Source organism: Novosphingobium sp. BL-52-GroH (assembly GCF_044813085.1).
GTDB lineage: Bacteria > Pseudomonadota > Alphaproteobacteria > Sphingomonadales > Sphingomonadaceae > Novosphingobium.
The window spans coordinates 501717-528184 of the sequence record NZ_CP171152.1 but is presented as its reverse complement, the minus strand read 5'-3'; the positions used below and the strand labels follow the sequence as shown (position 1 = coordinate 528184).

At 66.0% G+C, this 26468-nt stretch carries 25 protein-coding genes and 1 pseudogene; 13 read left to right on the top strand and 13 right to left on the bottom strand.

Annotated elements, in window-relative coordinates; all coding sequences use genetic code 11:
* Positions 1 to 451 precede the first annotated feature (451 nt).
* Complete coding sequence (locus ACFFDA_RS15130) at positions 452 to 712, top strand: response regulator transcription factor (RefSeq protein ID WP_404481402.1); 261 nt, start codon at positions 452 to 454, stop codon at positions 710 to 712.
* A gap of 180 nt (positions 713 to 892) precedes the next feature.
* Here the strand turns inward: ACFFDA_RS15130 and leuA are convergent, their stop codons facing one another.
* From leuA to ACFFDA_RS15090, 8 genes are all read right to left on the bottom strand, one after another.
* Positions 893 to 2560, bottom strand: coding sequence for a 2-isopropylmalate synthase (leuA, locus tag ACFFDA_RS15125; protein ID WP_404481400.1), 1668 nt, complete (start codon positions 2558 to 2560; stop codon positions 893 to 895).
* A 238-nt stretch (positions 2561 to 2798) separates the two neighbouring features.
* Entirely contained in the window at positions 2799 to 3116 is a 318-nt protein-coding gene (locus ACFFDA_RS15120) for an I78 family peptidase inhibitor (RefSeq protein ID WP_404481398.1), read from the bottom strand.
* A gap of 107 nt (positions 3117 to 3223) precedes the next feature.
* Positions 3224 to 4747 (bottom strand): hypothetical protein, encoded by a 1524-nt coding sequence (locus tag ACFFDA_RS15115; protein ID WP_404481396.1) that lies wholly within the window; start codon positions 4745 to 4747, stop codon positions 3224 to 3226.
* Positions 4748 to 4923: 176 nt separating this feature from the next.
* Positions 4924 to 5181 (bottom strand): ATP synthase F1 subunit epsilon, encoded by a 258-nt coding sequence (locus tag ACFFDA_RS15110; protein WP_059150004.1) that lies wholly within the window; start codon positions 5179 to 5181, stop codon positions 4924 to 4926.
* Positions 5182 to 5365: 184 nt separating this feature from the next.
* Positions 5366 to 6823, bottom strand: coding sequence for a F0F1 ATP synthase subunit beta (gene atpD, locus ACFFDA_RS15105; RefSeq protein ID WP_404481394.1), 1458 nt, complete (start codon positions 6821 to 6823; stop codon positions 5366 to 5368).
* Between the two features lie 59 nt (positions 6824 to 6882).
* A complete protein-coding gene (locus ACFFDA_RS15100) occupies positions 6883 to 7758 on the bottom strand; it encodes a F0F1 ATP synthase subunit gamma (RefSeq protein ID WP_404481393.1) in 876 nt (291 codons plus the stop codon).
* A gap of 63 nt (positions 7759 to 7821) precedes the next feature.
* The gene (gene atpA, locus ACFFDA_RS15095) at positions 7822 to 9351 is read right to left on the bottom strand and encodes a F0F1 ATP synthase subunit alpha (protein ID WP_404481391.1); all 1530 of its coding nucleotides are present in this window, start codon (positions 9349 to 9351) and stop codon (positions 7822 to 7824) included.
* Between the two features lie 13 nt (positions 9352 to 9364).
* Complete coding sequence (locus tag ACFFDA_RS15090) at positions 9365 to 9919, bottom strand: F0F1 ATP synthase subunit delta (protein WP_404481389.1); 555 nt, start codon at positions 9917 to 9919, stop codon at positions 9365 to 9367.
* Between the two features lie 229 nt (positions 9920 to 10148).
* Here ACFFDA_RS15090 and ACFFDA_RS15085 point away from each other — a divergent pair, with 229 nt between their 5' ends.
* The 3 genes from ACFFDA_RS15085 (at position 10149) to ACFFDA_RS15075 (ending at position 12471) form a co-directional block, all read left to right on the top strand.
* Positions 10149 to 10424, top strand: coding sequence for a hypothetical protein (locus ACFFDA_RS15085; protein ID WP_404481388.1), 276 nt, complete (start codon positions 10149 to 10151; stop codon positions 10422 to 10424).
* 11 nt (positions 10425 to 10435) lie between these two features.
* The gene (locus ACFFDA_RS15080) at positions 10436 to 11464 is read left to right on the top strand and encodes a bifunctional transcriptional activator/DNA repair enzyme AdaA (RefSeq protein WP_404482764.1); all 1029 of its coding nucleotides are present in this window, start codon (positions 10436 to 10438) and stop codon (positions 11462 to 11464) included.
* An 89-nt stretch (positions 11465 to 11553) separates the two neighbouring features.
* Entirely contained in the window at positions 11554 to 12471 is a 918-nt protein-coding gene (locus ACFFDA_RS15075) for a lysostaphin resistance A-like protein (RefSeq protein ID WP_404481387.1), read from the top strand.
* 51 nt (positions 12472 to 12522) lie between these two features.
* Here the strand turns inward: ACFFDA_RS15075 and ACFFDA_RS15070 are convergent, their stop codons facing one another.
* The gene (locus tag ACFFDA_RS15070; RefSeq protein ID WP_404481385.1) at positions 12523 to 14688 is read right to left on the bottom strand and encodes a primosomal protein N'; all 2166 of its coding nucleotides are present in this window, start codon (positions 14686 to 14688) and stop codon (positions 12523 to 12525) included.
* Positions 14689 to 14736: 48 nt separating this feature from the next.
* On the opposite strand from ACFFDA_RS15070, the gene ACFFDA_RS15065 reads away from it, so the two are divergent.
* The 4 genes from ACFFDA_RS15065 (at position 14737) to cysS (ending at position 19754) form a co-directional block, all read left to right on the top strand.
* Entirely contained in the window at positions 14737 to 15444 is a 708-nt protein-coding gene (locus ACFFDA_RS15065; protein WP_404481383.1) for a DUF4197 domain-containing protein, read from the top strand.
* 82 nt (positions 15445 to 15526) lie between these two features.
* On the top strand, positions 15527 to 16177 hold the full coding sequence (fsa, locus tag ACFFDA_RS15060; protein WP_404481381.1) for a fructose-6-phosphate aldolase: 651 nt from the start codon (positions 15527 to 15529) through the stop codon (positions 16175 to 16177).
* 143 nt (positions 16178 to 16320) lie between these two features.
* On the top strand, positions 16321 to 18135 hold the full coding sequence (cobT, locus tag ACFFDA_RS15055) for a cobaltochelatase subunit CobT (protein ID WP_404481380.1): 1815 nt from the start codon (positions 16321 to 16323) through the stop codon (positions 18133 to 18135).
* 155 nt (positions 18136 to 18290) lie between these two features.
* The gene (gene cysS / locus ACFFDA_RS15050) at positions 18291 to 19754 is read left to right on the top strand and encodes a cysteine--tRNA ligase (protein WP_404481378.1); all 1464 of its coding nucleotides are present in this window, start codon (positions 18291 to 18293) and stop codon (positions 19752 to 19754) included.
* Between the two features lie 18 nt (positions 19755 to 19772).
* Here cysS and ACFFDA_RS15045 read toward each other — a convergent pair whose 3' ends face one another.
* Complete coding sequence (locus ACFFDA_RS15045; RefSeq protein WP_404481377.1) at positions 19773 to 20450, bottom strand: TonB-dependent receptor; 678 nt, start codon at positions 20448 to 20450, stop codon at positions 19773 to 19775.
* A 102-nt stretch (positions 20451 to 20552) separates the two neighbouring features.
* On the opposite strand from ACFFDA_RS15045, the gene ACFFDA_RS15040 reads away from it, so the two are divergent.
* Both ACFFDA_RS15040 and ACFFDA_RS15035 read left to right on the top strand, forming a co-directional pair.
* A complete protein-coding gene (locus ACFFDA_RS15040) occupies positions 20553 to 21491 on the top strand; it encodes a D-2-hydroxyacid dehydrogenase (protein WP_404481375.1) in 939 nt (312 codons plus the stop codon).
* 172 nt (positions 21492 to 21663) lie between these two features.
* Positions 21664 to 23338: pseudogene (locus ACFFDA_RS15035) on the top strand (acetolactate synthase large subunit).
* 164 nt (positions 23339 to 23502) lie between these two features.
* Here the strand turns inward: ACFFDA_RS15035 and ACFFDA_RS15030 are convergent.
* Both ACFFDA_RS15030 and ACFFDA_RS15025 read right to left on the bottom strand, forming a co-directional pair.
* A complete protein-coding gene (locus ACFFDA_RS15030) occupies positions 23503 to 23892 on the bottom strand; it encodes a hypothetical protein (protein WP_404481374.1) in 390 nt (129 codons plus the stop codon).
* Positions 23882 to 24082, bottom strand: coding sequence for a hypothetical protein (locus ACFFDA_RS15025; RefSeq protein ID WP_404481372.1), 201 nt, complete (start codon positions 24080 to 24082; stop codon positions 23882 to 23884). Before ACFFDA_RS15025 ends, ACFFDA_RS15030 begins: the two co-directional genes overlap by 11 nt.
* Positions 24083 to 24179: 97 nt before the next feature.
* On the opposite strand from ACFFDA_RS15025, the gene ACFFDA_RS15020 reads away from it, so the two are divergent.
* Positions 24180 to 24830, top strand: a complete 651-nt coding sequence (locus ACFFDA_RS15020; protein WP_404481370.1) for a helix-turn-helix transcriptional regulator — start codon at positions 24180 to 24182, stop codon at positions 24828 to 24830.
* An 86-nt stretch (positions 24831 to 24916) separates the two neighbouring features.
* Positions 24917 to 25624 (top strand): MBL fold metallo-hydrolase, encoded by a 708-nt coding sequence (locus ACFFDA_RS15015; RefSeq protein WP_404481368.1) that lies wholly within the window; start codon positions 24917 to 24919, stop codon positions 25622 to 25624.
* A gap of 66 nt (positions 25625 to 25690) precedes the next feature.
* Here the strand turns inward: ACFFDA_RS15015 and ACFFDA_RS15010 are convergent, their stop codons facing one another.
* Positions 25691 to 26083, bottom strand: coding sequence for an MAPEG family protein (locus tag ACFFDA_RS15010; protein ID WP_404481366.1), 393 nt, complete (start codon positions 26081 to 26083; stop codon positions 25691 to 25693).
* Between the two features lie 184 nt (positions 26084 to 26267).
* Between ACFFDA_RS15010 and rpmF the strand changes: the two genes are divergently transcribed.
* Complete coding sequence (gene rpmF / locus ACFFDA_RS15005; RefSeq protein ID WP_404481365.1) at positions 26268 to 26447, top strand: 50S ribosomal protein L32; 180 nt, start codon at positions 26268 to 26270, stop codon at positions 26445 to 26447.
* Positions 26448 to 26468: the final 21 nt, after the last annotated feature.

Sequence of the window (26468 nt, the reverse complement as noted above, 5' to 3'; positions counted from 1 at the left end):
GTGTCTGAGGCGCGCAGTGCCAGAGCACGGAACAGTGCGAGACGCATGGCGTCGGGCGCACGGCGTGTCTTGCGCACGGGTGTCGGAGGCACGGAGTGTCCAGGGTACAAGTCAAAACCAACCAGAATACTGGTTGAAAAAGTAAAGTCTATTTCCCGAAAATTGGTAATTATTATGTTGTTGCCAATTTGTAAGGATGGACTGCGCCGATTTGGGGGCGGTGTCAAATTGGTCAATTTAGGGAATATATAAGTACCACCACTTAGGCGAGCGGCGCGGAAAATCGGCCTTCCTGCCATTGTTCCGCATCGCCCTGTCCCGCTTCTGGACGATACCGCGATAGACCGCCGAATTGCGAATTGCTGCTTATCCAAGTCAGCTAATAGGCTTAGAAAGTCACGATAACATAAGACGAAGAGTGAGTCGGGGCAGGGGCGAAAGGGGTCCAAACATGGACGGCTTTTTGGGTGAGTACGAACATCTCACATCACGAGAGGTGGAGGTGTTGGAATTGGTGGCGATGGGCCTGTCGGCAAAGGAAATAGCGATCCGCCTCGACATCGCGGCCTGTACGGTCGCCCGCCACGTCGAGAACGTCCGCCTCAAGACACGGACGCGAAACCGCACGCACATGATCGCGCACGTTCTCAGCAGGGGCCTGATCCATCTGCAGGTCGAAGCGCCGGCCGACGACGAGGCGGGGGGGATCTAGGGCAGGTGACTTCGACGGTGACCTGCGCTCGCAATGACGAAGTACGGGAAGCTCAGGTCATTCCAGATTGATCTCCATCATCACGACCGCTCTCGGAGCGTGCGATGTCGGGAGCGTCGGACACGAAAAGGGCCCGACCATGACGGCCGGGCCCTTTTCGTATTCCCGCCGAGAGAAGTCTCAGGCGGCGTTGGCGGCGCTCAGCACGGCGCGAACGCTGGCGGTGGCGACGTCCTCGTCGATGCCCACGCCCCAGACGGTGCGACCGTCCGGCAGCACGCATTCGACGTAGGCGGCGGCGCGTGCGTCAGTGCTCTTGCCCATCGAGTGTTCGGCATAGTCGCGCACGTCGAGGCTGACACCGAAGCTCTCCGCGATCGTCGCCGTCACCGACGAGATCAGGCCGTTGCCCTTGCCGGAGACCGACCGTTCCTGACCGTCGACGCCGATCTTGCCGGCGAAGACGCGGGCACCGTCGGCACCCTTGGCCTCGTCCCAATCGATCAGTTGGAAGCGCTGGCCGTCCTCGAGGCGATAGGCCTTGCGGAACACGCTCCAGATGTCGGCGGCCTGCAGTTCGCGGCCCAGATCGTCGGCCAGTTCCTGGACGTGCTTGGAAAAGTGCGCCTGCATCCGCTTGGGCAGCTTGAGGCCCTGGTCCTGCTCGATCACCCAGGCGAAACCGCCCTTGCCCGACTGCGAGTTGACGCGGATCACCGCCTCGTAGTCGCGGCCCAGGTCCGCCGGGTCGATCGGCAGGTAAGGTACGGCCCAGATTTCGTCGTTGCGCTTTTCCTGCGCCGCGAAACCCTTCTTGATTGCGTCCTGATGCGAGCCCGAGAACGCGGTGAAGACCAGTTCGCCGCCATAGGGATGGCGCTCGGCCACCTTGAGCTGGTTGCAGTACTCGACCGTCTGGATGACTTCGTCGATGTTCGAGAAGTCCAGTTCGGGATCGACACCTTGCGTGTACATGTTCAGCGCGACGGTGACGAGGCAGCAGTTGCCGGTGCGCTCGCCATTGCCGAACAGGCAGCCCTCGACGCGGTCGGCGCCGGCCATCAGGCCCAGCTCCGCCGCCGCGACGCCGGTGCCGCGATCGTTGTGGGTGTGCAGCGAGATCACCGCGCTCTCGCGGTTGGGCAAGTTGCGGCAGAAGTATTCGATCTGGTCGGCGTAGATGTTGGGCGTCGCCGCCTCGACCGTTGCCGGCAGGTTGAGGATGATCGGGTGCTCGGGCGTCGGCTGGAGAATGTTCATCACCGCCTCGCAGCACTCGATCGAGAAATCGAGTTCGGCAGTGGAGAAGGTCTCGGGGCTGTATTCGAAGTGCCACTTGGTCTGCGGGTACTTCGCCGCCTGATCGCGCAGGACCTTGGCGCCGTTCTCGGCGATGCCGCGAATCTCGTGCTGTTCCATGCCGAACACGACCGTGCGCCACAGCGGCGACACGGCGTTGTACAGGTGGACGATCGCGGCGTGGACGCCGGCCAGGCTCTCGAACGACCGCTCGATCAGGTCCGCGCGCGATTGGGTCAGCACCTGGACCAGCACATCCTCGGGGATGCGGTCATTGTCGACCAGCCCACGGATGAAGTCGAACTCGGTGGCGCCAGCGCTGGGGAAACCGACTTCGATTTCCTTGAGGCCGACATTCACCAGCAGGTCGAAGAAGCGCGTCTTCTTTTCCGCGCCCATCGGGTCGATCAGCGCCTGGTTGCCGTCGCGCAAGTCGGTGGAGAGCCAGCGGGGGGCCTTGGTGATGACCTGCGAGGGCCACTGCCGGTTTTCCAGCTTGATCTGCGGGAAGGGGCGATACTTGACCGAAGGGTCTTTCAGCATGGTCATGGGGTATTCTCGCTCGGTAATTCGTCTGCAGTTCGGGTGATGTAGTAGGTCCCCTTGAGCGCCGAGCGCGCCGCAGGACGACGCGTCACCTCACGCCCAAGGGCGGATAAGTCGCAGGGTAAGGCCGAGACGAAAGGTCATGCGCCAGCCTATGGGCATGACGAGCCGCGATGTAAAGAGGCAATCCGGCCGGGCTGGAGCAATTTGCCCCGCCTTGCGAGCGGGGCCGGTCGCCGCGTCAGGTGCAGCGGAAGGCCTTGATGACGCCGTTGGCATCGACGTCGACATTGAGCCGGTCGGGGCGGTAGTCCATCGTCACGGCCGTGTCGGGCTTGATGACCCGGACCGATTTCGCGCCGCTCGCCCGCCCGATCGCGGTGACCACGTCGTCCGTGGCGTTGTGCCCGACATAGCTCACCAGCTTGTCCGCGCCGCAGCTCGGTTCGAGGTCTGCCGCAGGCGGCGCGGCGGGTTCCGGCGGCGGGGTCTGTGCGCTGCAAGCGGCAAGCGCGGCTGCCAGCATGGCGGGCAGGGCGAAAGGGACGGTTCGTGACATGGCTCTCTCCTTGCCGGTCCGCCTAGGTTAGCGAAGCTGAACGCCGGCGCAACCGGGCTGGGGTTTGTCCGTTCGCAGCCGAGTCGGTGTCGCCAAGTAAACAAACGTCACCTCGCGCAGCCGCTGAACACCGTTTGGACCTGTGCGCCGTTGTGGTCGTAGACGGTGAAACGGCGGGCCTGACGGCACTGGCGGACATAAGCATCGACTAGGCGCACCGTCGCTTCGTTGAGCGGCGAGGACGGCAACGGCGTTTGCGCGACCACCGTTTCGGGGCGGGCGGCGAGGATGTGGCGAACTTCGCGCGCTTCGTCGAGGCCGGTCCACTCGCGCCCTTCGTAGAGATGCGGCGAGAACGCGAGGGCGCTCACCGGGTCGGCATCGACCAGCGAGTAGAGATAGTTGGGGGCACCCCAGACCAGCAGCCGCTTGTGCGGCGTGACCAGGCGGACGCAGTCGACCAGAGCCTGCGCCGCGGGGCGGGCACGCCAGCGATCGGCGACGTGGAAGGTTCCGGCCAGCGCGAGGCTCAGCCCCAGGATCGCGACGAGGCCCGGCCAGACCGGGCGGCGGTGGGCGAAATAGCCCGTGCACAGGATCGCCAAGGGCGCCAGCGCGGACTGGGCATAGTGCACGTAGATGTTGGGGAAGGAGAAGATCAGCGCCAGCGCAACCAGTGCCCAGAGCGTGACCAGTCGCACCACCGCCTTCTGCTCGGGCGCCGCGCTGCGCAGGGCGTGCAGGCCGATGCCGGCAAAGACCAGCGGTATGCCGAGCATCCCGGCCATCGTGAATATCCGCTTCACGCGGATCGCGGGATCGGCATATCCGCGCGCGAAGTTGGAGGTGACCATCGCGTTCCACAAGTCGGGGAAGTGACCGTCGGCCCAATAGAACAGGGCCGTCGCCAGCATCGGCAGCGCGCCGGCGAGCGCGAGCAGTCCGGCCTTCCATGCGATCTGGACCGGCGGGCGACCCGCGCGCCACAGCATCGCGAGCGCGGTCAGTCCGAACAGGGCGCCTTCGAATGCGACGGTCTGCTTGATCGCGATGGCGAGGCCGGCGCAAAGGAACCCGAGCACCAGCGCCGCGTCAATCCGGCCGGCGCGCAGCAGGGCGAAGCGCGAGACCAGCAGCCAGGCGGCGGCGATCATCAGCGTATTGAAGAACACCCCGGCCTCGAGGTTGTCGCCTTCAAACCGGCTGAGCAGCGCGAGGTAGGCGAGGCCTGCCAGGAGGGCGCTTGCCGGCGTCGCGATGAGCCGGGCGATGCGATTGACTCCATAGGCACCCAGCGCCGCGGAGAAGGTTGCGACAAGCTGGTAGGCGAGCATGGTCGGCGACAGCAGCCCGATGCCGGCGAAGATCAGGTAGAGCAGCGGGCCCTTGCGATCCCAGACGTCGACGTAGAGCAGGTCTCCATGGCGCAGGCGATCGCCGACGAGTGCGTAGAACTGGTCGTCGATCCCGAAGTTCCACTCGCCATAGGCGGGGCAGCGGATCAACAGCGCGAAGGCCAGGAGGCAGGCGATCTGGGTCAGGCGGCTGTGGGCGAGGGTCTGGGCGAGAGTCTGGGCGAGGGTTTGGGCGCGGTCGCCCAACCTCCCGCTTGCCTGTGCCGCGCCCGTCATTCGCAAAATTCCCCGCAAGATCACGGGGCTTCATAGTCAAGAATGTCTTACGATTCGACAAACCCGCATTGTGTCCCTCGTCCCGGATCAGGTCAGCATGACGACATGCGCCTATAAGCAAAGGGCGCCGCCGGTTTCCCGGCGACGCCCTTCCGAAACGCATGGAGCGAAAAGGCTCAGCCTTCGACGTGCTCGGCCAGCACGGTCAGGCCGGCATCGCCGACTTCGGCGAAACCGCCGGTGATGCGGATTTCCTCAGGCGCGCCGTTCTCGGTTTTGTAGACCTTGAGCGCGCCGTCGGCGATCGTCGACATGAAGGGCGCATGGCCCGCGAGCACGCCGAATTCGCCTTCCGTGCCGGGGACGACCACCATGTGGACTTCCTCGGAGCGGACGAGCTTGGCCGGCGTGACGAGTTCGAAGTGCAGGGGCATCGGTCAAAACTCCCCCTCCGCTTGCCGGAGGGCCTCATGTCTCCCCTCCCGCGTGCGGGAGGGGCTGGGGGAGGGCCTGTTCTGCTTTCCCAGGGGTGGGTGGCCCTACAAGCCCTCCCCCGGCCCCTCCCGCACGCGGGAGGGGGGATTGATGTGCGCCGACGCTTTCGCGTGGCGCGCCTCGTCAGGCGTCCGCAGCCAGCTTCTTGGCCTTCTCGACGGCTTCGTCGATGCCGCCGACCATGTAGAAGGCGGCTTCCGGAAGGTGGTCGTACTCACCGTCGACGACGGCCTTGAACGACTTCACGGTGTCTTCCAGCTGCACGAACTTGCCCGAGATGCCGGTGAAGACTTCTGCGACGTGGAACGGCTGCGAGAGGAACTTCTGGATCTTGCGGGCGCGGGCGACGGTGAGCTTATCTTCTTCCGAAAGCTCGTCCATGCCCAGGATCGCGATGATGTCCTGCAGCGACTTGTACTTCTGCAGGGTCTCCTGGACGCGGCGGGCGGTCTGGTAGTGCACGTCGCCGACGACGCGCGGTTCCAGAACGCGCGAGGTGGAGTCGAGCGGATCGACCGCCGGGTAGATGCCCAGCTCCGAAATCGCGCGGTTCAGCGTCGTCGTCGCGTCCAAGTGGGCGAACGATGCGGCCGGTGCGGGGTCGGTGAGGTCGTCCGCGGGGACGTAGATCGCCTGGACCGAGGTGATCGAACCCTTGGTGGTCGAGGTGATGCGCTCCTGCAGTGCGCCCATGTCGGTCGACAGGGTCGGCTGGTAGCCCACCGCCGAAGGAATACGGCCCAGCAGAGCCGACACTTCGGCGCCGGCCTGGGTGAAGCGGAAGATGTTGTCCACGAAGAACAGCACGTCCTGGCCTTCCTGGTCGCGGAAGTATTCGGCCATGGTCAGGCCCGAGAGCGCGACGCGGGCGCGGGCGCCCGGGGGCTCGTTCATCTGGCCGAACACGAGCGCGACCTTGGAGCCTTCCGAGGTCGCATTGCCGTCGGCGTCCTTGGCGATGACGCCGGCGTCGAGGAACTCGTGATAGAGGTCGTTGCCCTCGCGGGTACGCTCACCCACGCCGGCGAAGACCGACACGCCGCCGTGGCCCTTGGCGATGTTGTTGATGAGTTCCTGGATGAGAACCGTCTTGCCGACGCCGGCGCCGCCGAACAGGCCGATCTTGCCGCCCTTGGCGTAAGGGGCGAGAAGGTCGATGACCTTGATGCCGGTGACGAGGATCGCAGCTTCCGTCGACTGTTCGATGAACGGAGGTGCTTCGGCGTGGATCGGCGCGAACATGTCCGAACCGACCGGGCCTCGCTCGTCGATGGGATCGCCCACGACGTTCATGATGCGGCCGAGCGTCTTGGGGCCGACCGGCACCGAGATCTGCTTGCCGGTGCTGCGCACGGACTGGCCGCGCGTCAGGCCGTCGGTGCCGTCCATGGCGATCGTGCGGACGGTGTTCTCGCCCAGGTGCTGGGCGACTTCGAGGACCAGCTTCTGGCCGTTGTTCTCGGTCTCGAGAGCGGAGAGGATGGCCGGCAGTTCGCCTTCGAAGGTCACGTCGACGACTGCGCCGATGACCTGGCTGATCTTGCCGTTGGTAGTAAGGTTGAGCACGGGTGCGGTGGCCATTTTGATGTCCTTGCCTGCGGTTTCTTAGAGCGCTTCCGCGCCCGCGGATTGGGTTGTTGCTACAGCGCTTCCGCGCCAGCAATAATTTCGACGAGTTCGGTGGTGATCGCAGCCTGGCGGGTGCGGTTGTAGACGATGGTCAGCTTCTTGATCAGGTCACCGGCATTGCGGGTGGCGTTGTCCATCGCGGTCATCGACGCGCCCTGTTCCGACGCCGCGTTTTCGAGCAGAGCGCCGAAAAGCTGGGTCTTGAGGTAACGCGGGAGCAGCGCGGCGAGGATTTCCTCCTCGTCGGGCTCGTATTCGGTGACGGCGTCGGTCGTCGCGGCTACGGCCTTGGGAGCCGGGACCGGGATGATCTGCTGGTCGGTCGGTTCCTGAACGAGCGCGGAGCGGAACTTCGCGTAGAACAGGTGGGCCACGTCGAACTTGCCGGCCTCGTACATCGCCACCAGTTCGTCGGCGACGCGCTCGGCTTCGTTGAAGCCGGGATAGCGCACGTCCGTCGTGTCGAACATGTGGGCGATCTGCGAGGGGTATTCACGGCGGATCACCGGGCGACCCTTGCGGCCCACCAAGTAGAAAAGCACGGTCTTGCCCTGCGCTTCGAGCGCCTGCGCCTTGACGCGGGCGGCCTTGACGATGTTCGAGTTGAACGCGCCGCACAGCCCTTTGTCCGAGTTCATCACCACGAGGAGGTGAACCTTGTCGCTGCCCGTCCCTGCGAGGAGCTTGGGGCTGTTCTCGGAGACCGTGATCTTCGAGGCGAGCGAGCCCATCACTTCCGCCAGACGCGCAGCGTAGGGACGCGCGGCCTCGGCAGCGGCCTGCGCCTTGCGCAGCTTGGCCGCCGAGACCATCTGCTTGGCCTTGGTGATCTTCTGGGTCGACTTGACCGAGTTGATGCGGCCCTTGAGTTCCTTGAGCGAAGCCACTCGTTGTTCCCCATTTACTGCCCCGGCGGCCCGTTCGGACCGGCCGGGTCAGTGGTCATCTACTTAAGCGAACTGCTTGGCGAAGGCGTCGAGCGCGGCCTTGGCCTTGCTCTTGGCTTCGTCGCCGAAGTCCTTGGTGGTGCGGATCAGCGCCAGGACGTCGGCATGTTCGGTGTGCATGTAGGTGAGCATTTCGGCTTCGTAGGTCGTGACCTTTTCCACCGGCAGCGCATCGAGGTAGCCGTTGGTGCCGGCGAAGATCGACAGGGTCTGTTCTTCGAAGGCGAGCGGCGAGAACTGCTTCTGCTTGAGCAACTCGGTCAGGCGCGCACCGCGGTTGAGCAGCTTCTGGGTCGAGGCGTCGAGGTCCGAACCGAACTGCGCGAAGGCCGCCATTTCGCGGTACTGCGCCAGCTCCAGCTTGATCGAGCCGGCAACCTTCTTCATCGCCTTGGTCTGGGCCGCACCGCCGACGCGCGACACCGACAGACCCACGTTGATGGCCGGACGGATGCCCTGGTAGAACAGGCCGGTCTCGAGGAAGATCTGGCCGTCGGTGATCGAGATCACGTTGGTCGGGATGTAGGCCGAAACGTCGCCCGCCTGGGTTTCGATGATCGGCAGGGCGGTAAGCGAACCGGCGCCCTGTTCGTCGTTCATCTTCGCGGCGCGCTCGAGCAGGCGGCTGTGGAGATAGAACACGTCGCCGGGGTATGCTTCGCGGCCCGGAGGACGACGCAGCAGCAGCGACATCTGGCGATAGGCGACGGCCTGCTTGGAAAGGTCGTCGTACACGATGACGGCGTGCATCGCGTTGTCGCGGAAGAACTCGCCCATCGCGGCGCCGGTGTAGGGCGCGAGGTACTGCAGCGGCGCGGGCTCGGAAGCGGTCGCGGCGATGACGATGGAGTATTCCATCGCGCCGTTCTCTTCGAGCTGGCGGACGATCTGCGCGACGGTCGAGCGCTTCTGGCCGACGGCGACGTAGATGCAGTAGAGCTTCTTGCTCTCGTCCGTGCCCTGGTTCGCTTCCTTCTGGTTGATGAAGGTGTCGATAGCCACGGCGGTCTTGCCGGTCTGGCGGTCGCCGATGATCAGCTCGCGCTGGCCACGGCCGACTGGGACGAGGGCGTCGATCGCCTTGAGGCCGGTCTGCACCGGCTCGTGCACCGACTTGCGCGGGATGATGCCCGGAGCCTTGGCTTCGACGCGGGCGCGCTTTTCGGCGACGATCGGGCCCTTGCCGTCGATCGGGTTGCCGAGCGCGTCGACGACGCGGCCGAGCAGGCCCTTGCCCACGGGAACGTCGACGATGGTGCCGGTGCGCTTGACGACGTCACCTTCCTTGATCTCGGCGTCCGAGCCGAAGATCACGACGCCGACGTTGTCGGCCTCGAGGTTGAGGGCCATGCCCTGAACGCCGTTCGAGAATTCGACCATTTCGCCGGCCTGGACGTTGTCGAGGCCATGAATGCGGGCGATGCCGTCGCCGACCGACAGAACCGAACCGACTTCGGAAACCTGTGCCTCGGTGCCGAAGCTGGCGATCTGGTCCTTGATGACCTTCGAGATTTCTGCTGCGCGGATATCCATTGTTCTGCCTTTCTTAGCCCTTCATGGCCTGGGCGAGCGAATTGAGACGGGTGCGGATCGAGCTGTCGATGCGCTTGGAACCGATGGTGACGACGAGGCCACCGAGCAGTTCCGGGTCGACGCTGGTCCTGATCTTGACGGAGCGGCCCTCGCGCGCTTCCAGCTTCTGCCGCAACTGCTCGACCTGTTCGTCGGACAGCGCGTGGGCGGAAGTGACCTGCGCGGTCGCTTCGCCGCGCTGGGCGGCGGCGATCGCGGCGAAGGCGCTGATGATCTGGGGCAGCGCGGAAAGGCGACGATTGCCCGCCAGCACGCCCAGGAAGTTCTTCGTGAGCGGCGAGAGGCCCAGCACGCCGGCCACGCCGTCGACCGCAGCAGCGGCTGCTTCGCGGCTGACCTGCGGGTTGCGAATCAGGCTGGCGAACTCAGGGCTCTCCTTGATGGCCTGGCCGATCGCCTCGAGATCGTTCTCGACCGTCGAGATGGTGCCGTTTTCGCTGGCGAGATCGAACAGCGCCGAAGCGTAGCGACCTTGCAAGCTGGCTTTGATGCCCCCGGAATTCTCCACGCGCGTCCTATCCTTACATCGAGTGGGCGGGCCACTTGGGGCGCATTGCAACAGCGTGCTCCCCCGGCCCGCAGACGGGGCGCGCATAGCGACGATACTGTCATGATGCAAGGTGCCCCTTGGTCCCCGGCGACATTGCTCAGGTCTTGGGTTTAAAAGCAACAGGCGGGAAGCCTTTGAAATCGCGGTGGTGCAATGCATCCGACGAATTCGCAAAGGAGATTTTCCAATGGCCTATCGAATCGCCGGCATGCCGCGCACGGCCTTCGCGAAGTATTTCGGCAGGACCGCAGAACAACTGGCCGCAATGGATGGGAAACGGGTCGTCGCGGACGACGATCGCACCGTTCGCCGGTCCGCCGGTCGGGGATATCTCCGCAAGAATGAGGGAGTGATTCTGTCCGGCCGTTCGAGCGGCGAGATCGCCAATCCCCATCGCAGCGCCTATGCGATATATCCTTTAGAACACAGCGGGCCGCCTCGGGGCGATGGAGAAGGAGCGTGAGCGTGGCGGCGATGGAGGTCAGCGAGGATCGCGCCTGGCAGGCCGTGCTCGCCCGCGACCGGGCTTTCGATGGCCGCTTCGTCACCGGGGTGCTCTCGACCGGGATCTACTGCCGTCCTTCGTGTTCGGCGCGTCATCCCCGGCGTGAGAACGTGCGCTTTTTCGATCGGCCGGAGGCCGCCGAGGCGGCGGGCCTGCGGGCGTGCCTGCGCTGTCGGCCGGGCGATCTCGCCCGTGACGAGCAGGCCGTGGCGCGGGCGCTGGCGGCACTGGCCGATGTTGAGGCATCGCCGTCGCTGGCGGGGCTGGCGGACGAGGTCGGTTACAGTCCGACGCATTTCCAGCGTGTGTTCAAGCGCGCGGTCGGCCTCTCGCCGGCGGAATATGTCCGTGCCCGTCGTATCGACCGTGCCGGCGAGGCGCTCAGCCAGGGCGTCAGCGTGACCGGGGCGATCTACGAAGCGGGCTACGGCGCCGCCTCGCGCTTCTACGAGGCCAGCCGGGAGCGCATGGGCATGGCTCCTTCCGCCTGGCGCGAGGGCGGGCGCGGCGTGACGATCCGCTGGGCCGTGGTGGCGACGACGCTGGGCGCCATGCTCGTCGCCGCGACCGACAGGGGCATATGCCGCCTGTCCTTCGCCGAGGGACGCAAGGACCTCGAAGCGCGATTCCCGAATGCGGAGCTGGTCGAGGGCGGGGTGGAATTCGCAGCCTTGCTGGCCGAGGTGGTGGGTGCGGTCGAGCGGCCCGGGCAGTCGCGCGTCATCCCGCTCGACGTCCAGGGAACTGCCTTCCAGGAAGCCGTCTGGCGCGAGTTGCAGCGCATTCCCGCCGGCGAGACGCGCACTTATGCCCAGATCGCCGCCGCCGTCGGCAAGCCCGGCGCGGTGCGGGCGACAGGTTCGGCGAACGGGGCCAACAACGTGGCGGTGTTGATCCCGTGCCATCGCGTGGTTCGCTCGGACGGCACGCTCGGGGGCTATGCCTATGGGGAGGCGATCAAGCAGGAACTGCTGCGGCGCGAGCGGGCAGGGGACTAGCACAAGTCCCGCCCGGCTCTCGCGTGGCCGGCCTCGACAACCGGGGAAACTTGGGCTTCACTTCGCGAGTAGGGAGAGGGCGACATTCCATGGCGACGGTGATCGAGGATGCGGGCGAGCCGCCGGAACCCGCGGCTCCTTCGCGCATGCGGTGCTTCTTCGCGCATCCGCTGGTCCTGCTGCCGATCGGCGTGGCCATGGTAATGCTTGGCGCCGTCCTGCCCGGCATGGCGCTGCACTTCGCGCCCGTGCCCCGCACTTCGATTCTCCAGGCGACCAGTGGTTTGCTGTACGGGCTGTGCGGGCTGCTCGCCTACTTCGCGTTTCGCCGGTGGGTGGAGCGCGCGCCGCGCGCTGCCATCCAGCCGCGACGGGCCTTGCGCGAACTGGCCGGCGGCGTGCTGGCGGGTTTCGCGCTGTTCAGCCTTGCCACCGGCGTGGTCGCGCTGCTTGGTGGCTTTGCGGTCGTAGGCCTGCGCGGCGAGGGCGACTTGTGGTACTGGCTGGGCGTCGCGTTCTACAGCGGCATGGTAGAGGAGGCGCTGTTCCGCGGCGTCATCCAGCGCCAGCTCGAAGCGATGTTCGGAACCTGGGCGTCGCTGGCGACGACCTCCGCATTCTTCGGCCTGGCGCATCTGATGAACCCCGGTGCCACCTACTTCGCCGCTTTCGCCATCGCCTGCGAGGCGGGCGTCCTGCTCGGCGCGGCCTATCTGGTCACGCGGCGCCTGTGGGTACCGATCGGGCTGCACATGGCCTGGAACTTCACGCAAGGATGGGTCTATTCTATCCCTGTGTCGGGCAGCAGGCCGCCGATCGGCCTGCTGGAAACGCGCCTTTCCGGCCCGGAATGGCTGACCGGCGGCGCCTTCGGGCTAGAGGCTTCGGCCGTGGCGCTGGTGGTGGCGAGCGTGGCCGGCGTGGCGTTGCTGGCCGTCGCGCATCGCCAGGGTGGATTCCTGCCGCCGCGCTGGAAGCGAGGCCAGGGCGTGAGCTTGCCTGGTTGAAACCCCCCGTGGTTGATCGAAACGCACGGGGGAGGAGGTTCTCGGACCTTTTTACACGAAGCTGTAGGGATCGATGTCGATGTTCACCCGCACCCCGCGTGGGAACTCCAGCGGGTCGAGCCATTCGCGCAACGTCTTCTGCAGTTCCGCCGAGCGCCGGGCGTTGATGAGCAGGCGGAACCGATGCCGCCCGCGCAGCAGGGAGAGTGGCGCGGCGGCCGGGCCCAGCACCAGCATGTCGGGAAGGTTCGGCGCCGTGCCGCCGATCGCGCGGGCGGCGGAAAGCGCTTCGGCCTGGTCCTCGGAGCTGACGATGATCGCCGCCCAGCGCCCGAACGGCGGCGCTCCGGCGTCGCGGCGGGCCTCGGTCTCGGCGGCGTAGAAGGCGTCGCGGTCGCCGTTGGCGAGGGCCTGGATCACCGAGGCTTCCGGGTGGCGGGTCTGGATCAGCACTTCGCCCGGCTTTTCGCCGCGCCCGGCGCGCCCGGCGACCTGGGCGACCTGCTGGTAGGTTCGCTCCGCCGCCCGCAAGTCCCCGCCTTCGAGGCCGAGGTCCGCGTCGACCACGCCCACCAGAGTCAGTTCCGGGAAGTGATAACCCTTGGTGACGAGCTGGGTGCCGATGATGATGTCGACCGCGCGCCCTTCCGCCATGGCGACGAATTCGCCGATCGCCTGGGGCGTGTTCATGGTGTCCGACGTGACCAGCGCGGTACGGGCCTCGGGCAGGATTTCCGCCACTTCGTCGGCAATCCGCTCCACCCCCGGACCGCAGGCGACGAGGCAGTCGCCGGTGCCGCATTCGGGGCAGGCGTCGGGTACCGCGACTTCGTGACCGCAGTGGTGGCAGGCCAGCCGCTTGGAAAAGCGGTGTTCCACGAGCCAGGCGGTGCAATTGGGGCACTGGAAACGGAAGCCGCAGTGGCGGCACAGCGTCAGCGGCGCATAGCCACGCCGGTTGAGGAACAGCAGCGACTGTTCGCCCTTGGCCAGCCGGTCCTTCATCGCCTCCACCAGCCGGGGTGCCAGCCAGCGGCCACGCTCGGGCACTTCGCTGCGCAAGTCGAGGATCTGGATGTCGGGCAGGGTGGCGCCGCCGAAACGGCTCGGCAGCTCGATCTTGCGGTAGACCCCGGCGTCGGCGAGCTGCATCGATTCGAGCGCCGGCGTCGCGCTGGCGAGCACCACCGGGATGGCCTCGAACTTGGCGCGCATCACAGCCACGTCGCGGGCGTTGTAGCGCACCCCGTCGTCCTGCTTGAACGAGATCTCGTGCGCCTCGTCGACGACGACGAGCCCGAGGTTCGCATAAGGCAGGAACAGCGCCGAGCGCGCGCCGACGACGACTTGCGCGGACCCCTGCACGATGGCGCGCCAGGCCCGCCGCCGCTCGCTCGACTTGAGCGAGGAGTGCCACAGGATCGGCGGCACCCCGAAGCGATGCTCGAAGCGGCGCAGGAAGTTTTCGGTCAGCGCGATCTCGGGGAGGAGGACCAGCACCTGCCGTTCCCGGGCCAGGGCCTCGGCCACGGCCTCGAAGTAGCATTCGGTCTTGCCCGATCCGGTGACGCCGTCGAGCAGGAAGGGGGCGAATTTCCCGTCGCGCACGGCGCCTACGATTATGTCCGCCGCCGCTTGCTGGTCCTCGCTGAGGTCCGGCGCTGCGTGGTCCGGGCGTGCCGGGGGGTAGGGCCGGTCGAGGTCGACCGTCACCGCCTCCAGCAGTCCGGCGCCGACCATCCCGCGCAGCACCCCTTCGGAGACACTGGCCAGTTCCGCCAGTTCGCGGATCGAGGCCTGCTCGCCCTGCAGCGCGTCGAGCGCAGCGGCGCGCTGGGGCGTCAGGCGCGCGGGCTCCTGTCCCGTCAGGCGATATTCGGTTGTGCTCCCGCCGCCGCGCAGTGCCGCCATGCTGCCCAGTGCCATACGCGCGACGGACGATAGCGGGGCGCAGTAGTAGTCGGCGGTCCACTCGATCAGGCGGCGCAGGCGCTCCGGCAGCGGCGGCGCGGGCATCACGTCGAGCAGAGGTCGTAGTTTCGATTCAGGCACTTCAGCGCCACCCAGGCGTTCAGGCTCCCAGACGATGCCGAGCACCTGGCGTGGACCGAGGGGGGCGACGACGATCGATCCGAATTCGATCGCCATCCCCTCCGGCACGCGATAGTCGAGGACGCCGAGCGCGGCGTTGAAGACGAGGAGTCGGACACGTTTCATCTGGTGCCCATATAGGCACTGGCGGATTGGCTCGTGAAGGAGTTGAAGATGGGCAATTGGGGATCGGGCGTGGATGGAATGAGCCGACGGACGGTTCTGGCCGGGATTCTGGCGACTGGCGTACTGATCTCGCTGCCTGGCTGCACGACGATGGGCGGGGTGATGGGCCGGCCGACCCAGACCGAACTGGTCGAGCGCCTGCTGATGATCTCCACCCAGCGCGCCTTCGCCCGGCTGACCCAGCCTGACGGTTTCTGGGACAGCACCGTCGCGCGCATCGACCTGCCGGTCCTGTTCGGCAGGCCCGGCTCCACCGCCGAGAAGATCCTGCGCTCCCCGCTGTTCCGCGAGAAGCTGCAGCACCAGCTCAACGTCATCGCAGAGGACGGCGCCCGCGCCGCGGCGCCGCTGGTCTACGATGCCGCGCGGAGCCTCACCGTCACCGACGCACTGGCGCTGCTGCGCGGCGGCAACACGGCGGCGACCACGTACTTGCGGCAGTCGATGGGGGCCTCGCTCGTCAACGTGATGATCCCCGAGCTTGGCCGAGTGATGCAGGCGACCCATGACCCGATCTTGAACCAGGCGATTTCTGCGCTCACCGGCGTCAACGTGAACGACGCTGCGCACGCCCTCGCGCTCCAGGCCGACAACGCCATCTGGTACGAGATCGGTGCCCAGGAAGGCGAGATCCGCGCCAATCCCGAGACGACCAACGACCCTGCGCTGATCGCCGCGCTCAAGCTGCTGAGGTGATTTGGCCGAACGGGTGCTGGTCCCGCCGCCGGGCATTCCCTATAGGGGCGGCCAGAATCGCTGCCCCATAGGACAACGCACCATGAAGTTCTTCGTCGACACTGCCGAAATCGCCGACATCAAGGAGCTGGCCGACACCGGCCTGCTCGACGGCGTGACCACCAACCCCACGCTGATCGCCAAGTCCGGCCGTGACTTCCGCGAAGTCACGGCCGAGATCTGCGGCATTGTCGATGGTCCGGTCAGCGCCGAAGTCGTCGCGCTCGACCATGCCGGCATGATGCGCGAGGCCGAAATCCTGCGCAAGATCGCCGACAACGTGTGCATCAAGGTGCCGCTGACCATCGACGGTCTCAAGACCTGCAAGAAGCTCACCAGCGACGGCACCATGGTCAACGTGACGTTGTGCTTCTCGGCCAACCAGGCGCTGCTCGCCGCCAAGGCCGGCGCCACCTTCATCTCGCCCTTCATCGGCCGCCACGACGACAACGGCTTCGACGGCATGGACCTGATCGCCGACATCCGCCTGATCTACGACAACTACGCCTACGAGACGCAGATCCTGGCCGCCTCGATCCGCCACGGCGTCCACGTCCTGCAGGCCGCCAAGATCGGCGCCGACGTGATGACCGCTCCGCCCGCCGTCATCAAGGGCCTGTTCAAGCACGTCCTGACCGACAAGGGCATCGAAGGCTTCATGGCCGACTGGGCCAAGACCGGCCAGACGCTCTGAGGCAAACGCCCGGCCTCACATTGACAAACTGCCCGTCATCCTGGCCTGTGCCGGGATGACGGGAGGGCGTGCAACGCACGATTGCCGCTCTCCTATCGCATAGCGCATTTGAGCCCCGGGCCGTCATGCGCTAGCTGGACGTCATGTCCGACGAATCCCCCGCAGACCGTTTCAAGTCCGTCCTCGCCGGCGCCTCGCGCGCCATTGCGCAGGAACAGGAGATCGAGGTCAACTGGACCTCCGACGCGCCCAGTTCCACCGGCACCACGTTCCGCGTGCCCATGCCGGGCCGCAGTCTGCCGCGCGCCGCTGCGATGCAGGCCCGCGGCTATGCCGACAGCTTTGCGCTCAAGTTGCGCCACCACGACGACAAGCTGCACATGCGCAAGGCCCCGTCCGAGCCTTCGGCGCGGGCGGCCTACGACGCGGTGGAAGCCGTGCGCTACGAGGCGCTGGGCGCCAATGCCTATGCCGGCATGGCCGAAAACCTCGATGCCGCGCTGATGGCGCGCATCGCCTCGGACCCGATCTCCCGCGCCGACACGCCCGACGCGGTGCCGGTCCCCGCCGCGCTGGCGCTGTTGCTGCGCGAGAAGCTGACCGGCCAGCCGATCCCCGACATCGCCGTGCCCGGCGTCGACCTCGTGCGCAAATGGATCGAGCAGAAGGCCGGCAAGGACTTCGAAGCTCTCGCCAATTCGCTCGACGACCAGCAGGCGTTCCAGAAGCTGTCGCTCGACATGCTCCAGCATCTCGAGCTGACCCGCGCCGAGGAAATGCCTCCTGAACCCAACGAAGCCGACGACATGGACGGCGACGAGGAGACGGAAGAGCAGGAAGACGGCGGCGAGCAGGGGCAGGACCAGAACCCCGCCGAAATGGCCGCCGAGCCCTCCCAGGGCGAGGACGAGGGCGACAGCGAATCCGAAGGCGAGACCTCCGACGACATGGAGGAGGGCGACGAAGGCCAGGAAGGCGACGAGGGAATGCTCCCCGTGCGCCCCAACCGCCCCTGGACCGACATCCCGGACAGCTTCGACTACAAGGTCTTCACCGAGGCGTTCGACGAAGTCGTCGGCGCCTCGGACTTGTGCGACGAGGAGGAACTGACCCGCCTTCGCGCCTATCTCGACGCGCAACTGAAGGGCCTGCAGGGCGTCGTCACCCGCCTTGCCAACCGCTTGCAACGCCGGTTGATGGCGCAGCAGAACCGTTCCTGGGACTTCGACCAGGAGGAAGGTTTGCTCGATGCCGCGCGCCTGGCACGCGTTGTCGTCTCGCCCGGGCAGTCGCTGTCCTACAAGATCGAACGCGACGTCGAGTTCAAGGACACGATCGTCACGCTGCTGCTCGACAATTCCGGTTCGATGCGTGGACGGCCGATCTCGATCGCCGCGATCAGCGCCGATGTGCTCGCCCGCACGCTGGAGCGCTGCGGCGTCAAGGTCGAGATCCTGGGCTTCACCACCCGCGCCTGGAAGGGCGGCCAGAGCCGCGAGGCCTGGCTGGCGAACGGCAAGCCGGCACACCCGGGCCGCCTGAACGATCTGCGGCACATCGTCTACAAGAAGGCCGACGAGCCCTGGCGCCGTGCCAAGAAGAACCTCGGGCTGATGATGCGCGAGGGCCTGCTCAAGGAGAACATCGACGGCGAGGCGCTGCTCTGGGCGCATAGCCGCATGCTCGCACGACAGGAGGACCGGCGCATTCTGATGGTCATCTCCGACGGTGCCCCGGTGGACGATTCGACCCTCTCGGTGAACTCCGCCGGCTACCTGGAAGCGCATTTGCGCCGGGTGATCGAATGGATCGAGGCCAAGTCGCCCGTGCAACTCGTGGCGATCGGCATCGGCCACGACGTGACGCGCTACTACCGCCGCGCCGTGACGATCATGGACGCTGAACAACTCGGGGGCACGATGATCGAGCAGTTGGCGGGACTGTTCGAGGAAGAGTAGGCTGAACAGGCTGTCGTCCCGGATCGCTGGCATAGCTTGAGGCAATAGTTGTCAGGTGCACAGGCCAAGGTGGTTGTTGACCGCCAGCGGCCCCGGATCAAGTCCGGGACGACGAGGATTGACCTCGCCTTGACGGGCCGCTTATGCGCGAACGCATGACCGACGCATCCAACCTCACGCTGTTCAACAGCCTGACCCGCCAGCTCGAACCGTTCGAGCCCGTCCATCCCGGCGAGGCGCGCGTCTATACCTGCGGGCCGACGGTCTACAACTACCCCCACATCGGCAACATGCGCGCCTACGTTTTCGCCGACGTGCTGGGGCGCACGCTGACTTACAAGGGCTACACGCTTACCCACGTCATCAACATCACCGACGTCGGCCACCTCACCGACGACGCGGATGCCGGCGAAGACAAGATGGAGAAGATGGCGAAGGCGCAGGCCCAGTCGATCTGGGACATCGCCGCGCATTACACTAAGGCCTACTGGGCCGACATCGCCGCGCTCAACATTCGCGCGCCGGCAAAGTGGTCGATCGCCACCGACTACGTGCCGCAGATGATAGAATTTGCCGAGAAGATCGCGCCAACTCATTGCTACGAATTGGAAAGTGGGCTTTATTTCGACGTCTCCACGGTTTCCGATTACGGTCGCCTCGCCCGCGCGGTGACGGACGAGGGGGAGGGGCGCATCGACGCGGTCGAAGGCAAGCGCAATGCTGCCGACTTCGCGATCTGGCGCAAGACGCCGCCGGGCGAGAAACGGCAGATGGAGTGGGATTCGCCTTGGGGCCCGGGCGCCCCAGGCTGGCACCTAGAATGCTCGGTGATGAGCGGCGACCTGCTCGGCTTTCCGTTCGACATCCACACCGGCGGCATTGACCACCGCGAGATCCACCATCCCAACGAGATCGCCCAGAACCAAGCATTCTGCTGCAAAGCGGGAGATTCCTGCAGTCTCGACGTGCCCGCAAATTCGGGCGCTAAAGTATGGATGCACAACAATTTCCTGGTCGAGCGCTCGGGAAAGATGAGCAAGTCCTCGGGCGAGTTCCTGCGACTGCAACTGCTCGTCGACAAGGGTTACCACCCGCTCGGCTACCGCATGATGTGCCTCCAGGCGCACTACCGCAGCGAGCTGGAGTTCAGCTGGGAGGGCCTGGCCGCAGCGCTGGTGCGCCTCAAGCGGATGATTATCGTGGCGGAACGGCTTGCCGACGTGGAAGCGGGCGATGCGGCTCATACCAAGCTCGCGCCGATGCTCGAAACGTTCGAGAAGGCGATCGGCGAGGATCTCAACACCGCCATCGCGCTTACCGCGCTGGAGGACGTTCTGGCTGCCAAGAAGGTCGAGCCGTCGGCCAAGCGCGCCGCGGTCGAAGCGATGGACGCGGTGCTGGGCCTCGACTTGTTCGGCACCTCGCGTGCCGACTTGCGCTTGGCTCCGAAGGCTGCGGCGATCACCGAGGCGGAGATCGAGGACGTCCTCGCCCGCCGCAAGCAGGCCCGCGCCGAGAAGGACTTCGCGACTTCCGACGCCCTGCGCGACGAGCTTGTCGCCAAGGGTGTCGAGGTGATGGACGGTGATCCGCTCGGTTGGGAATGGAAGCTGGGATGAGCGCGCGGTGGTCGGCGCCTATCGCCGGGGCACGACCAACAGCCTGTAGGGCATGTAGAGCAGCACTTCGGACAATCCGGCGCGCGCCCATTCCACCGGGCGGTTGAGCCCTTCGATCTCAACGCCGTAGTCGGGGCCGAGGCGCGCCGCCATGGCCTTGCCATCGGCGGCGATGGCATCGGCGATGGCGCCGCGATACTGGTCGGGCGCGACGACGGACAAGGTAAGGTCGTCGGATTCGGCCATCTGCGCGCGGCCCACCGGCTTCACGGCCTTGACGAACGCGGTGATAGCCCCTTGCGCGCCCTGGGCATCCATCGTGCCGGTCAGCGGCACCTTGACGAGGAACCGGGCCCGTTGGCTGTCCGGTCGCCCATCGCCGCTCAGCGTCAGTTCGCGATAGTTGGCGAGGCTTAGCGGCTGGAGGGTGCGTTCGCCATAGGCGAGCTGCACCCCGGCGCGCGGCGCGGCGGCTATCGCGGCCCGGATCATATCGTAGATTTCGCCCTCGCGCTGGGCCTTGTCGCGACTGTCGCCCATGACGGAGACTTGCGCGACGGCGAAGTCGGCCTTGCGACGCAAGCCCACCGCCGGCATGTCGGCGGTATAATCGTCGGCCTCGCGGCGCATGGCGGTGACGACCACTTCGCCGACGCCTTCATCCTGGGCAAAGGCTGCGGGTATGCCTGCGAACATGCCCAAAACGGCAATAGCCGATGCGAATCGCGCTCTTGTCACCCCATTCTCCCTGCCCGACGTTCCGGTCTTGCAGTTCTTGCCCATTCTCGGAGCCAGTCAATGACCCTCGCCCTTCTCAACGCCGATCTGCGCCCGTGGCTGGAAGGCAAGCTTCCCGACGGCGTCGAGGCGCTCTGGTTCGCGGGCACCGACGAACTTCTGGCGCTGGCGCCTCGCGCGCAGATCGCCTGGCTCGACATGATCGCGCCGGCTGTCGCGCGCGAAGCGATCGGTCTCATGACGGAGCTGCGGTGGTACACCGCGATGTCCTCGGGCGTCGACTGGCTGCCGCTCGACGCGTTGCGCGAACGCGGCGTCCAGCTCACCAACGGCGCTGGCATCCACGCGCAGTCGGTCGCCGAGTTCGCGGTCATGGGCATGCTGACGATGGCCAAGGGGTGGCGCGAGGTCGTGCGGGCGCAGGATCGGCACGAGTGGCTGGCGCAGCCTCCCGGCAAGCGCGAGCTGCTCGATGCGCAAGTTCTGGTGATAGGCGCGGGCGAGATCGGTTCGCGCATCGCCGAGATGCTGCGCGTGTTCGGCGCGAAAGTGACAAGCGCGCGCCGCCGGCCGGGGCCGGGCGACCTCGGCCAGGACGAATGGCAGGGCGCGCTCGGCCGGTTCGACTGGGTGATCCTGATCGTACCGTCGACGCCGCAGACCACCGGCATGTTCGGCCCTGCGCAGTTCGCCGCGATGAAGCCGGGGGCAACGCTGCTCAATTTCGCGCGCGGAACGGTGGTCGACCAGGACGCGCTGCTCTCGGCGATCGATACCGGGCATCTGGGCGGCGCTTTCCTCGACGTCACGACACCCGAGCCGCTGCCGGCCGACCATCCGCTGTGGTCGCGCGAGAACGTGCATATCTCCATGCATTTGTCGGGCCGGGCGCAGGATGCGCTGTTCGCGCGGGGGGCGGCGCGGTTCCTCGACAATCTGGCGCGCTTTTGCCGCGGCGAGGCGCTGGAACACCGGGTGGATTTGGCCGCCGGCTATTGATCCACCCGTCCCGTGCCAGTGGCGCGACGACGGTTTCCTTGCGCCCGCCTATTAGTTTTGTCAGGAGGCTATTGAATTCATCAGGGCAGGGCCTGTGGCAAATCGCGTATCAGGCGCGGGCACGACCGGATGTCGAACAGGCTCCGGCACCGAAATGTGGGGAAAGCGGATCATGGCTGAAGGCGACAAGCGCAAGGCGTCGGACTTGTTCATCGAGTGTCTCGAACAGGAAGGCGTCGAGTACATTTTCGGCGTACCAGGCGAGGAGAACCTCGACTTCCTCGAATTCGCTCTCGCGCTCGACACAGATCAGGCTGATCCTCACCAGGCACGAGCAGGGCGCGGGCTTCATGGCAGCCACTTACGGTCGCCATACCGGCAAGGCCGGCGTGTGCCTTTCGACGCTGGGCCCGGGCGCGACCAACTTCGTGACGGCCGCGGCCTATGCGACGCTGGGCGGCATGCCGATGCTGATGATTACCGGCCAGAAGCCGATCAAGAAATCCAAGCAGGGCCGCTTCCAGATCCTCGACGTGGTCTCGATGATGCAGCCGATCACCAAGTACGCGCACCAGATGGCGTCCTCGGACAACATTCCCAGCCGCGTTCGCGAGGCGTTCCGTATCGCGGAGGAGGAAAAGCCCGGCGCCACCCATATCGAACTGCCCGAGGACATCGCCGACGAGCACACCGACTCGCGCCCCGTCCCGCGCTCCATCGTGCGGCGGCCGACGGCGGACGTGAAGTCGATCGTCCAAGCGGTCGACGCGCTGCAGAAGGCGAAGAAGCCGGTGCTGGTGATCGGCGCCGGTGCCAACCGCAAGATGACCAGCAAGATGCTCGGCGAGTTCGTCGAGAAGACCGGCATTCCGTTTCTCACCACGCAGTTGGGCAAGGGCGTGATCGACGAGCGCCACCCCGGCTTCCTGGGCTGCGCGGCGCTTTCGGCCGGGGATTTCGTCCACCGCGCGATCGAGGATGCGGACTGCATCGTCAACATCGGTCACGACGTCATCGAGAAGCCGCCGTTCTTCATGCACAACGACGGCACCAACGACGACCGCGTGGTGATCCATATCTCGACCAAGACCGCCGAGGTGGACCCGGTCTACTTCCCGCATATCGAGGTGATCGGCGACATCGCCAACGCCATGTGGCAGCTCAAGGAAGCGATCACGCCCTCGGAGAAGTGGAACTTCGAATCGATGCTGCGCTATCGCCGCGCCGAAGTGGAGCATACCTCGAAGCTGGCCGCCGACGAGCGCTTCCCGATCTTCCCGCCTCACGCCGTCCACCAGGTGCGCGAGGCGCTGCCCGACGATGCGATCATCTGCCTCGACAATGGCATCTACAAGCTATGGTTCGCGCGCGGCTATTCGGCGCGCGGGCGCAATACGGTGCTGCTCGACAATGCGCTGGCGACCATGGGGGCCGGGCTGCCTTCCGCCATGGCCAGCGCGATGGTCTATCCCGACCGCAAGGTCTTCGCGGTCTGTGGCGATGGCGGCTTCATGATGAACAGCCAGGAACTGGAGACCGCGGTGCGCCTCGGCCTCGACCTGACGGTGCTGATCCTGAACGACAACGCCTACGGCATGATTCGCTGGAAGCAGGCGAACATGGGCTTTGCGGACTTCGGGCTTTCGTATGGCAATCCCGACTTCGTGAAGTACGCCGAGGCTTACGGCGCCAACGGCCACCGGGTGGAAAGCGCGGCGCACCTCAAGGAATTGCTCGTCCATTGCCGCGATACGCCGGGCGTTCACATCATCGACTGCCCGGTGGACTATTCTGAGAACGACCGCATCCTCAATATCGAGATAAAGGAGCTGTCGCGGGCGCTCTGAGCGCCGGCGGAGCATTCTGATCCAAGCAGCAAACGGCGTTCTCGCGCAGGCGGGGGCGCCGTTTGCTTATTATCGGAGCAGGGTACAAGGAGCGGGGCCCGGGCGGGGCGACGGAGCGAGGCCGGGTTCCATGGAGCAGGTCCGCCCGGCCCTTCCGCCGGCCCTTAGTATTCCTCCAGCAGCAACAACTCGGCCTCCACGGTCATGCGGGGGGCGGGCAAGAGCTGGTGCTCGACTGCCACCACCATAGCGTCGGCTACCAGTTGGCCGACGATGGTGAACTCGTGTTCAGGCAGGGCTGCCACATAGGCTTCGCCCTCGACCACCCCGTCGACGCCCCCGAACGCCAGCACGACGCGGTGCCGCGACCCGGTAAAGGTCGCGCTCGACCATGATTTCTCCGTGTGGCGCAGGAACTCCGCGCGGGGTCCCGCCAGTTGCAGCATTTCCGCGAGCAGCCGCAGCCAGGGGCCGCGGTGGGGGCGGGTCGGTGCGACGGCCGGGGTCTCGAAGCGCGCGGTGGGGGCCGCGTTGCGAAGGGCATCAGAGGGCATGACCGCTCTCCATCGCGCCGGCGAGATAGGCTTTCATGAAGCATTCAACTCGTGCGGCGGTGCGGTCGCGCGGCACGCGGCCGTTGCGAAGGTCCGCCACGAAGCGCGGATCTTGGGCGGCGAGGCGGCCGAACTTGGTCCACGGCATATCCGTTTCGCGCAGGAAGCGTTCGATCTGGCGCAGGAGCATCCAGGCAGGTCCTTTCGTGGATTGACTGTTTGTTCCGTTTATGTTCCGTTCCAAATCCTACTTGTCTAGGAAATTTCCTACGCATATGGATTACAATATGGAAAGCGATCCAGCCCGCACCCGCCTGCTTCAACTAGCCGATGAACGGCGTGTAAGCCTGTCGCGCCTGTCACAGATGCTGGGAAAAAATTCCAGCTATCTCCAGCAGTTCGTGCGCAAGGGAAGCCCTCGCAGGCTAGAGGAGCAGGACCGCGGGATGCTGGCCCGGTTCTTCGGCGTCGATGAACGCGAACTCGGCAAGATGAAGGAAAATTCCTACGTCATTCCGGACCAGTCCCGGAAGCGCGACTGGATTGACGTGCCGCGTCTCATGGTTGGTGCATCGGCGGGGCCGGGGGCCGATCCCGACGGCGAACTGGTGTTCGACACGATTCGTTTCTCGTGGCGCTGGCTGCGCTCGATGGGCCTGCAGCCTGGGCATCTTTCCACCATCGTGGTCAGCGGCGATTCGATGGAGCCCAGCTTGCGCGATGGCGACGAAATCCTCGTCGACCGCACGCTGCGGCCGCTGCGCGACGGTATCCACGTCGTGCGAGTGGGCGACAGCCTGCTGGTCAAGCGCCTCGATACCGGGAGACCCGGCAAGATCATGCTGATCAGCGACAATCCGGCCTATCCGCCGGTCGAGTGCGCGGCACCGGACGTCGAGGTGATCGGCCGGGTGGTGTGGAAGGGCGGGCGGATCTAGGCGCCGCGGGCAGGTGGGTTGGGCGATCGGGAGCCTCGTTGCCCGCCCGGTTGCATTTGCGCGCCGCTACCGCCATTTTCGTGGGCATGACCGAAAGCACAGATACCGTCGCCGAGCAGCAGATGCGCGTGGGCATCATCCCCGTGACGCCACTGCAGCAGAACTGCTCGCTCCTGTGGTGTACCAGGACGATGCGCGGTGCGCTCGTCGATCCGGGCGGGGATTTGCCCAAGCTCAGGCAGGCGATCGAGAAGACCGGTGTGACGATCGAGAAGATCCTCGTCACCCATGGCCACCTTGACCACTGCGGGCAGGCCGGGGTGCTGGCCAAGGAACTCGGCGTGCCGATCGAAGGCCCGCACGAGGAGGACCGCTTCTGGATCGCCCAGCTCAGCGACGACGGCCCGCGCTGGAACATGGAAGCCCATACCTTCGAGCCCGACCGCTGGCTCGAGGACGGCGACACGGTCACGGTCGGCGAGCTGGAGATCGACGTCGTCCATTGCCCCGGCCACACTCCCGGGCACGTCGTGTTCCACCATGCGCCCAGCCGCTTCGCTATGGTAGGGGACGTGCTGTTCCAGGGGGGCATCGGCCGCTGGGACTTCCCGCGCGGCAATCTCGACGATCTCGTCGATTCGATCACCCGCAAGTTGTGGCCCCTCGGCGACGACGTCACGTTCGTGCCCGGGCACGGCCCGATCAGCACGTTCGGGCAGGAGCGCCGCACTAATCCCTATGTCGGCGACGACGCACTCGAAGGCGGCCGGCCGGGCCAGGGCCTTTATCGTTAGGAATATCTGGTGGGAAAGAACGTCGCCCGCAAGCGCGGGGCGACGTATATATAAAAAGTCTAGGCTTCAGAACCGCCCCAGCGCGATCAGCACGGCCATGACCGACAGCCCCAACAGGACCAAGAACGTCACCGAGGCGCCGATGCCGCGCAGGGCGGCGGGGGCGGCCTTGTCCATGCCGAAGGCGTGGAAGACGCGCGCCAGCATATAGACAGAGCCGACCGCCGCCAGCCACGTCCCACCCTTGCCGGTCAGTTCGATCGCCGCGATCAGGATCAGCACGAAGGGCGTGTACTCGACGAAGTTCGCCTGTGCGCGCATGCGCTGAAGCAGCAGCGGGTCGCCGCCGTCGCCGTGCCAGACCTTGCTGGCGAGGCGCGCCTTGCTTATGCGCACCGCCAGCCAGAAGTTGAGCACGCCCGCCGCGGCGGCGAGGCTCAGGGTGGTCTGCAGAATCATTCGGTCGTACTCCGATGGGCGCTGGGGTTCGGCGCGGGTTGGTCACCGCGTTCATGGGCGAGGGACTAACGGGTTGCAACTCGCCTGAAATGAGGTATAGGCGCGCCTTCGCAAGCCGCCGCGCCCTTCAAAGGTCACCGGCGGCCTTTTTGACAAAAACGCATTTCCAGGAACAGGTGCCGAAATGGCTGTCCCTAAAAGAAAAACCACCCCTTCCCGCCGTGGCATGCGTCGCAGCCATGATGCGCTGACGCCTGCCGCGTACCACGAGTGCTCGAACTGCGGCGAACTGAAGCGTCCGCATAACCTGTGCAACGCTTGCGGCCACTACAACGGTCGTGAAATCGTCGCGGTCGAAGTCTAAAGACACCTGACGAATTTCGGA

Excerpts from the sequence above, each read along its gene's own strand:
- ACFFDA_RS15130 (WP_404481402.1), top strand. The coding sequence starts at position 452 with ATGGACGGCTTTTTGGGTGAGTACGAACATCTCACATCACGAGAGGTG.
- leuA (WP_404481400.1), bottom strand. The coding sequence starts at position 2,560 with ATGACCATGCTGAAAGACCCTTCGGTCAAGTATCGCCCCTTCCCGCAG.
- ACFFDA_RS15120 (WP_404481398.1), bottom strand. The coding sequence starts at position 3,116 with ATGTCACGAACCGTCCCTTTCGCCCTGCCCGCCATGCTGGCAGCCGCG.
- ACFFDA_RS15115 (WP_404481396.1), bottom strand. The coding sequence starts at position 4,747 with ATGACGGGCGCGGCACAGGCAAGCGGGAGGTTGGGCGACCGCGCCCAA.
- ACFFDA_RS15110 (WP_059150004.1), bottom strand. The coding sequence starts at position 5,181 with ATGCCCCTGCACTTCGAACTCGTCACGCCGGCCAAGCTCGTCCGCTCC.
- atpD (WP_404481394.1), bottom strand. The coding sequence starts at position 6,823 with ATGGCCACCGCACCCGTGCTCAACCTTACTACCAACGGCAAGATCAGC.
- atpA (WP_404481391.1), bottom strand. The coding sequence starts at position 9,351 with ATGGATATCCGCGCAGCAGAAATCTCGAAGGTCATCAAGGACCAGATC.
- ACFFDA_RS15085 (WP_404481388.1), top strand. The coding sequence starts at position 10,149 with ATGGCCTATCGAATCGCCGGCATGCCGCGCACGGCCTTCGCGAAGTAT.
- ACFFDA_RS15080 (WP_404482764.1), top strand. The coding sequence starts at position 10,436 with ATGGAGGTCAGCGAGGATCGCGCCTGGCAGGCCGTGCTCGCCCGCGAC.
- ACFFDA_RS15075 (WP_404481387.1), top strand. The coding sequence starts at position 11,554 with ATGGCGACGGTGATCGAGGATGCGGGCGAGCCGCCGGAACCCGCGGCT.
- ACFFDA_RS15070 (WP_404481385.1), bottom strand. The coding sequence starts at position 14,688 with ATGAAACGTGTCCGACTCCTCGTCTTCAACGCCGCGCTCGGCGTCCTC.
- ACFFDA_RS15065 (WP_404481383.1), top strand. The coding sequence starts at position 14,737 with ATGGGCAATTGGGGATCGGGCGTGGATGGAATGAGCCGACGGACGGTT.
- fsa (WP_404481381.1), top strand. The coding sequence starts at position 15,527 with ATGAAGTTCTTCGTCGACACTGCCGAAATCGCCGACATCAAGGAGCTG.
- cobT (WP_404481380.1), top strand. The coding sequence starts at position 16,321 with ATGTCCGACGAATCCCCCGCAGACCGTTTCAAGTCCGTCCTCGCCGGC.
- cysS (WP_404481378.1), top strand. The coding sequence starts at position 18,291 with ATGACCGACGCATCCAACCTCACGCTGTTCAACAGCCTGACCCGCCAG.
- ACFFDA_RS15045 (WP_404481377.1), bottom strand. The coding sequence starts at position 20,450 with ATGTTCGCAGGCATACCCGCAGCCTTTGCCCAGGATGAAGGCGTCGGC.
- ACFFDA_RS15040 (WP_404481375.1), top strand. The coding sequence starts at position 20,553 with ATGACCCTCGCCCTTCTCAACGCCGATCTGCGCCCGTGGCTGGAAGGC.
- ACFFDA_RS15030 (WP_404481374.1), bottom strand. The coding sequence starts at position 23,892 with ATGCCCTCTGATGCCCTTCGCAACGCGGCCCCCACCGCGCGCTTCGAG.
- ACFFDA_RS15025 (WP_404481372.1), bottom strand. The coding sequence starts at position 24,082 with ATGCTCCTGCGCCAGATCGAACGCTTCCTGCGCGAAACGGATATGCCG.
- ACFFDA_RS15020 (WP_404481370.1), top strand. The coding sequence starts at position 24,180 with ATGGAAAGCGATCCAGCCCGCACCCGCCTGCTTCAACTAGCCGATGAA.
- ACFFDA_RS15015 (WP_404481368.1), top strand. The coding sequence starts at position 24,917 with ATGACCGAAAGCACAGATACCGTCGCCGAGCAGCAGATGCGCGTGGGC.
- ACFFDA_RS15010 (WP_404481366.1), bottom strand. The coding sequence starts at position 26,083 with ATGATTCTGCAGACCACCCTGAGCCTCGCCGCCGCGGCGGGCGTGCTC.
- rpmF (WP_404481365.1), top strand. The coding sequence starts at position 26,268 with ATGGCTGTCCCTAAAAGAAAAACCACCCCTTCCCGCCGTGGCATGCGT.